This is a genomic window from Pseudomonas sp. NBRC 111127, assembly GCF_001320345.1.
GTDB classification, from domain to species: domain Bacteria; phylum Pseudomonadota; class Gammaproteobacteria; order Pseudomonadales; family Pseudomonadaceae; genus Aquipseudomonas; species Aquipseudomonas juntendi.
This window is the reverse complement of sequence record NZ_BCBD01000234.1, coordinates 1-5,467: the sequence shown is the minus strand read 5'-3', so window position 1 is coordinate 5,467 and position 5,467 is coordinate 1. Positions and strand designations below refer to the sequence as shown.

Genomic DNA, 5,467 nt, shown 5'->3' with positions numbered 1-5,467 from the left:
CATTGGCGAACAAGGCTGGCACCTGGAACTGCACCGGCAGGTGGCGGACATACCGGCACTGGTCCGCGCGCTGCAGCCCTATGGCCTGAACATCGTGATCGACCATTTCGGCCGCCCCGATGCCCGCCGTGGGCTGGGCCAGCCCGGGTGCGCCGAACTGTTGACCCTGGGCGGGCAGGGCAAGGTTTGGGTGAAGGTGTCGGGGATCTACCGGCTGGCGGGGACGCCGGACGAGAATCTGGCCTTCGCGCGCTCGGCACTGTGCGCGCTGGAAGCGCACTACGGCGCCGAGCGCTTGATGTGGGGCAGTGATTGGCCGCATACCCAGCATGAGTCGACGATCAGCTTTGCCACTGCAGTGCAGCAGTTCGAGGCCTTGGGTTGCTCGGCCCAACTGCGCCAGGCCCTGCTGGTGGATACCGCGCGGGCTTTGTTCGGTTTCGAATGAGCGCCTGCCGGGCGCGATCGACCCGCTGAGCGTGGCGGGTTCTGACCCTGCGCTTGCCAGCCGCTGCATTTCCCATGCAGATTTGTGGCCTGGTGCGCCCGGCGCGCCTCCAATTGAAAAGCCATCAGGACCAAGGACGATGAGTCATTCCTCGCAATTCACCTTGCTCGGCAAGCGGCGCTTCCTGCCGTTTTTCATCACTCAGTCGCTGGGTGCCTTCAACGACAACCTGTTCAAGCAGTCGCTGATCCTGGCGATCCTGTTCAAGCTCAGTCTGGGCGAGGGTGACCGGTCGATCTGGGTCAACCTGTGTGCCTTGCTGTTCATTCTGCCGTTTTTCCTGTTTTCGGCGTTGGGTGGGCAGTTTGGCGAAAAGTTTGCCAAGGACGCGCTGATCCGCGCCATCAAGCTGGCCGAGATCGCCATCATGGCGATCGGCGCGCTGGGCTTCATCACCAACCACCTGGCGCTGATGCTGGTGGCGCTGTTCGGCATGGGCACGCATTCGGCGCTGTTCGGCCCGGTGAAGTATTCCATCCTGCCCCAGGCCCTGCGTGAAGAAGAGCTGGTCGGTGGCAACGGGCTGGTCGAAACCGGCACCTTCCTTGCCATCCTGGCAGGCACCATCGGCGCCGGGGTGATGATGTCGGCCGACAGCTACGCCACCGTGGTGGCCGGGGGGGTGGTCGGCACTGCGGTGCTGGGCTACCTGGCCAGCCGCTGGATCCCGCGGGCAGCCGCGGCTTCGCCGAACATGCCGCTGGACTGGAATATCTTCAAGCAATCCTGGGTGATCCTGCGCATGGGCCTGGGCCAGCCGCCGGCAGTGTCGCGGTCGATCGTCGGCAACTCGTGGTTCTGGTTTGTCGGCGCCATCTACCTTACGCAGATTCCGGCCTACGCCAAGGACTGGCTGCACGGTGACGGCACCGTGGTAACGCTGGTGCTGACGCTGTTCTCGGTGGGCATCGCGCTGGGCTCGCTGCTGTGCGAACGGCTCAGCGGGCGCAAGGTGGAAATCGGCCTGGTACCATTCGGCTCGTTCGGCCTGACCCTGTTCGGGCTGCTGTGGTGGTGGCACTCTGGCGATGTGCCAGCGGCCGCTGCGCCGCATGACTGGCTGGCGCTGCTGGGCATGAGCCAGGCCTGGTGGATCCTGCTGTCGATCATGGGCCTGGGGGTGTTCGGCGGCTTCTACATCGTGCCGCTGTATGCCTTGATTCAGGCCCGCACCGGCGAAGATCAGCGCGCCCGGGTAATCGCGGCCAACAACATCCTCAATGCCCTGTTCATGGTGGTGTCGGCACTGCTCACCATCCTCTTGCTGGGCCTGGCCAAGCTGAGCATCCCCCAGCTGTTCCTGGTGGTGTCGCTGCTCAATATCGCGGTCAACGCCTACATTTTCAGGATCGTGCCCGAGTTCACCATGCGCTTCTTGATCTGGCTGCTCAGCCATTCGATGTACCGCGTGCAGCACCGTGACCTGCAGCGCATTCCCGACCAGGGTGCGGCGTTGCTGGTGTGCAACCATGTCTCGTTCGTCGACGCGCTGCTGTTGGGTGGGGCGATCCGCCGGCCGATCCGCTTTGTCATGTACTACAAGATCTACAACCTGCCGGTGCTCAACTTTGTCTTCCGTACCGCAGGGGCCATCCCGATTGCCGGGCGCAATGAAGACCAGGCCACGTACGAGCGGGCCTTCGCGCGCATTGCCGCGTACCTGGCCGACGGCGAACTGGTGTGCATCTTCCCGGAGGGCAAACTGACCGGTGATGGTGAAATCGATGTGTTCAAGGGGGGCGTCAAGCGCATCCTCGAAGAAACCCCGGTGCCGGTGATTCCGCTGGCCTTGCAGGGCTTGTGGGGCAGTTTCTTCAGCCGCGACCCACGCAAAGGCTTCTTCAAGCGGTTATGGTCGCGGGTGACCATCGTGGCCGGTGCCGCCATCCCGGTGGAGGCGGCGCAGCCAGAAGCCTTGCGAGAGCAGGTCAGGCGCTTGCGCGGCAACTTGCGCTAGGGGAGGGGATCAGCTGGCGCTGACCTTCAGGCCGACCAGGCCGGTGATGATCAGCGCCACGCTAACCAGGCGTACCAGGGCCATGGATTCGCCGAACAGGATAATGCCGGCGATCACCGTGCCCACGGCACCCACCCCGGTCCAGATGGCGTAGGCAGTGCCCAGCGGCAACTCCTTCATGGCCAGGCCCAGAAGGCCGAGGCTGATAGCCATGGCGGCAACGGTGAGTACGGTAGGCAGTGGCTTGCTGAAGCCGTCGGTGTATTTGAGGCCTACGGCCCAGCCGACCTCGAACAGGCCGGCGAAGAACAGGATGATCCAGGACATGGTGCTTCTCCATCGTGGTGAATGATGGGGCCGTCCCCGGAATGATCACGCGGTGCGTCGTGAGGCCGTCCTCACAGTGAGCACTATAGTGCACACCTGCAGGTTTCAGGGCAAGCCTGGCTGTCACCCTCGATGCCTGCCCGGTTCCACCCCTTCAGCCTGCTTCCTGGGCTCACCCATGCGCCGGAACCAGGTCGACAGCAGAGCCCCGGAAATATTGTGCCAAACGCTGAACAATGCACTGGGCACCGCTGCCAGGGGCGAAAAATGCGCCGCTGCCAATGCCGCCCCCAGCCCCGAGTTCTGCATGCCCACCTCCAGCGCCAGTGACTTGCGCTGGGCCAGTGGCAGTTTGCACAGCCTGCCGGTCAGGTACCCCAGCAAGTAGCCAAAGCTGTTGTGCAGCACTACCACTGCCATGATCAGCAGCCCCGATTCGGCAATTTTTGCCTGGCTGGCCGCCACCACTGCGCACACGATCATCACGATGCTCACCACCGACACCAGCGGTAGCACTTGCACAGCCGCCTGCACGCGGGCACCGAGCAAACGCTGGGCGATAACGCCCAGCACGATCGGCAGCATCACCAGTTGCAGGATAGACCAGAACATGTCCATGAAGGACACCGGCAGCCACGCCGAGGCCAGGAACCAGATCAGGGCAGGGGTCAGCAGTGGCGCCAGCAGGGTCGTGACGGCAGCAATTGCCACGGCCAGGGCCAGGTCGCCCCGAGACAGCCAGACCATCACGTTGGAGGCCGTGCCACTGGGGCAACAGCCAACCAGGATCACCCCCACGGCAATTTCCGGCGGCAGCTGGAACAGCTGGCACAGCAGCCAGGCCATGCCCGGCATGATCACGAAGTGCGCAACCACCCCCAGCATCACCCGCCAGGGCTGGCGGGCGAGGGCGGCGAAGTCGTCGAGCTTGAGGGTGAGGCCCATGCCGAACATCACCAGCCCCAGCAGCGGCACGATGGCTACCTTCAAGGCGATGAACCATTGCGGTTGCAGGAAAGCCAGCAGGGCGAACACCAGCACCCACAGGGCGAAGGTGTTGCCGACAAAGCGGCTGAGGGCGGCGAGGGCACGCATGGGTCAATTCCTTTTCTATTTATGGCTTCAGGCATTTCACTGGCCTCTTCGCGGGCTTGCCCGCTCCCACAGGTACATCACAGTATTCAGAACCTGTGTTGTACCTGTGGGAGCGGGCAAGCCCGCGAAGAAGCCAGCATTGTCCCGGGATTTCTCCCAAGCCAGCACCGGCATTTCGAACAGCATCAGACCCCCTGCGGAATCTCCTCGCCACCCAGGGCCTCGAACAGCACCGGCAAGAATTCGGCAAAGGTCATCATCATCAGCTGGAAGCTGGCGTCGAACTGCTGGGCCGCCTCATCGCCACCGTCCTGTTCGGCCTGCTCCTGCAGCAGCTCTTCGAACTTCAGGCGCTTGATGACCATCTTGTCGTCGAGGATGAACGACAGCTTGTCCTGCCAGGCCAGGGCCAGTTGGGTAACCACCTTGCCGGTGCTCAGGTGCAGCTGGATTTCTTCGCCGGTCAGGTCCTGGCGTTTGCAGCGCACGATGCCACCGTCTTCGGCGGTGTCGCGCAGTTCGCACTCGTCCAGCACGTAGAAGCCTTCAGCAGCCTGTTGCGACTTGACCCAGTCGGTCATGGTGGCAACCGGTGCGATTTTTACCGTGGCTGGGCGCACTGGCAGCGAGCCCATCACTTCACGCAGGGTCGACAGCAGGTCTTCGGCACGCTTGGCGCTGGCCGAGTTGACCAGGATCACACCCTGACGCGGGGCAATGGCAGCGAAAATCATCGAGCGGCGGATGAACGCGCGCGGCAGGAAGGCCTGGATGATCTCATCCTTGATCTGGTCGCGTTCCTTCTTGTAGACCTTGCGCATCTGCTCGGTCTCGATCTCTTCGACCTTTTCCTTCACGGCGTCATTGACCACGCTGCTTGGCAGGATGCGTTCTTCCTTGCGTGCGGCAATCAGCAGGTACTCGCCGCTGACATGCACCAAGGGCGCGTCTTCGCCTTTGCCGAACGGTGCGATGAAACCATAGGTGGACAGCTCCTGGCTGGCACAGGCGCGGGCCGGCTTGCTGGCCAGGGCGGCCTCCAGCGCTTCAGGCTCGAACGGTACTTCCTGGGTCAGGCGGTAGGTCAGCAGGTTCTTGAACCACATGCGGGGCAATCTCTCATTAATGCATAAGGCGGGCATTATTCTCCGAGCAGTGCTCCCAGGCCAACCCTGTCAGAGGGCCAGCAGTGGTTAATGGCGCAAGAAAACGCCTGGCAACGCTAGGTCTTTGAAAGACCTGAGGTTTTTTTTGAAGAAAGTTTAAAAAGTGCTTGCCAGGGTGCAGGGGCGTACGTAGAATGCGCGCCACACCGAGAGACATGGGTGATTAGCTCAGCCGGGAGAGCATCTGCCTTACAAGCAGAGGGTCGGCGGTTCGATCCCGTCATCACCCACCACTCGATGTATAGCGCAGCGGTAGTTCAGTCGGTTAGAATACCGGCCTGTCACGCCGGGGGTCGCGGGTTCGAGTCCCGTCCGCTGCGCCATATTCAACTTCCAGGGCCCACTGAACACCCGGAAGTTACAAAGAAAGCGACCTTAGGGTCGCTTTTTTTTTGCCTGAAATTTTGTGCCTGA

General features: G+C 62.5%; 5 protein-coding genes and 2 tRNA genes. 4 read left to right on the top strand and 3 right to left on the bottom strand.

From position 1 onward, the window contains the following. Window positions 1–448: amidohydrolase (locus tag APH30_RS25855; protein WP_156326694.1), on the top strand; the 448-nt coding region annotated here is incomplete at its 5' end. Between the two features lie 139 nt (window positions 449–587). Then, window positions 588–2,465, top strand: coding sequence for an MFS transporter (locus tag APH30_RS25850; protein ID WP_054914123.1), 1,878 nt, complete (start codon window positions 588–590; stop codon window positions 2,463–2,465). A 9-nt stretch (window positions 2,466–2,474) separates the two neighbouring features. On the opposite strand, the gene sugE is transcribed toward APH30_RS25850, so the two are convergent. From sugE to rdgC, 3 genes are all read right to left on the bottom strand, one after another. Then, window positions 2,475–2,792 (bottom strand): quaternary ammonium compound efflux SMR transporter SugE, encoded by a 318-nt coding sequence (sugE, locus tag APH30_RS25845; protein WP_009686221.1) that lies wholly within the window; start codon window positions 2,790–2,792, stop codon window positions 2,475–2,477. Between the two features lie 123 nt (window positions 2,793–2,915). Next, complete coding sequence (locus APH30_RS25840; RefSeq protein WP_054914122.1) at window positions 2,916–3,887, bottom strand: bile acid:sodium symporter family protein; 972 nt, start codon at window positions 3,885–3,887, stop codon at window positions 2,916–2,918. 185 nt (window positions 3,888–4,072) lie between these two features. Continuing rightward, on the bottom strand, window positions 4,073–4,993 hold the full coding sequence (rdgC, locus tag APH30_RS25835; RefSeq protein WP_009686222.1) for a recombination-associated protein RdgC: 921 nt from the start codon (window positions 4,991–4,993) through the stop codon (window positions 4,073–4,075). 217 nt (window positions 4,994–5,210) lie between these two features. On the opposite strand from rdgC, the gene APH30_RS25830 reads away from it, so the two are divergent. Both APH30_RS25830 and APH30_RS25825 read left to right on the top strand, forming a co-directional pair. Beyond that, window positions 5,211–5,286: transfer RNA gene (locus APH30_RS25830), tRNA-Val, on the top strand. Between the two features lie 13 nt (window positions 5,287–5,299). Next, a tRNA-Asp gene (locus tag APH30_RS25825) sits at window positions 5,300–5,376 on the top strand. The last annotated feature ends 91 nt before the right edge of the window (window positions 5,377–5,467 follow it).

Coding starts and splice junctions, on each gene's coding strand:
- APH30_RS25850 (WP_054914123.1), top strand. CDS start 588: ATGAGTCATTCCTCGCAATTCACCTTGCTCGGCAAGCGGCGCTTCCTG.
- sugE (WP_009686221.1), bottom strand. CDS start 2,792: ATGTCCTGGATCATCCTGTTCTTCGCCGGCCTGTTCGAGGTCGGCTGG.
- APH30_RS25840 (WP_054914122.1), bottom strand. CDS start 3,887: ATGCGTGCCCTCGCCGCCCTCAGCCGCTTTGTCGGCAACACCTTCGCC.
- rdgC (WP_009686222.1), bottom strand. CDS start 4,993: ATGTGGTTCAAGAACCTGCTGACCTACCGCCTGACCCAGGAAGTACCG.